At 68.0% G+C, this 849-nt stretch carries 1 protein-coding gene and 1 pseudogene; both read left to right on the top strand.

The annotated features are described in order from the left end of the window. Positions 1-558: tyrosine-type recombinase/integrase (locus IEX31_RS18480; RefSeq protein ID WP_188744847.1), on the top strand; the 558-nt coding region annotated here is incomplete at its 5' end. Positions 559-578: 20 nt separating this feature from the next. Then, positions 579-849: pseudogene (locus IEX31_RS18475) on the top strand (tyrosine-type recombinase/integrase); the annotation flags it as partial.

Genomic DNA, 849 nt, shown 5'->3' with positions numbered 1-849 from the left:
GATGACGTGCGCCGCGTCGTGGACGCGTGCGCGGCACCGGGCGTGGTGACGGCACGGGACGCGTCGGTCACCCTGCTGGCGTTGCTGACTGGCCTGCGGGCGTGCGACATCATCGACCTCCGGTTGGCGGATATTGACTGGCGGGCTGAGACGATCAGTATCGTTCAGCATAAGACCGGCAACCCGGTCGTCCTGCCGATGCCGGAGCTGGTGACGGCGCGGCTCGCCGATTACATCCTGACCGAGCGTGGCGACGCCAGCAGCGAGCATGTGTTCCTGCGGCGGTTGGCTCCGCACACAGCGCTGTCCGGTCACGCCGCGATCCACGTGATCACCACGGCCGTGTTCACCGCGGCCGGCGTGACCGGGGTGAAAGGAGGAACACGGCTGCTGCGGCATACGGCCGCGACTCGGCTGCTGCGGGCGGCGACGGCGTTGCCGACGATCGCCGCGGTCCTCGGTCACGCCAGCGAGGAATCGACCGGTGTCTACCTGACCGTCGACGACGAGCGCCTGCGCGGCTGCGTCCTCCCGGTCCCGGTGGGGGCACGATCGTGAGCGGCCACGGATTCACCAGCGTGTTCGCAGCGGACCTGGACGACTTCCTCGCGTTCAAAGCGGCGATGGGGTTCACCGGCAACTCCCGCATCTGGTATCTGAAACGCTTCGACGCGTACTGCACACGTCACGGCGCGACCGCGTTCGACCGGGTCACCGTCGAAGGTTGGGTGACGGAAAGGCTGGGTAGTTCCGGCACGTACCGGTCGTGGATGTCGTACATCCGCGACTTCGGCCGGTGGCTGCTCACCCACCGTGATCCGGACGCCTACGTGCTCAGCGACGCGTGGA

Origin of the sequence: Agromyces bauzanensis, from assembly GCF_014645655.1 — a bacterium.
Taxonomy (GTDB): domain Bacteria; phylum Actinomycetota; class Actinomycetes; order Actinomycetales; family Microbacteriaceae; genus Agromyces; species Agromyces bauzanensis.
This window is presented reverse-complemented; position numbering and strand designations above follow the sequence as displayed.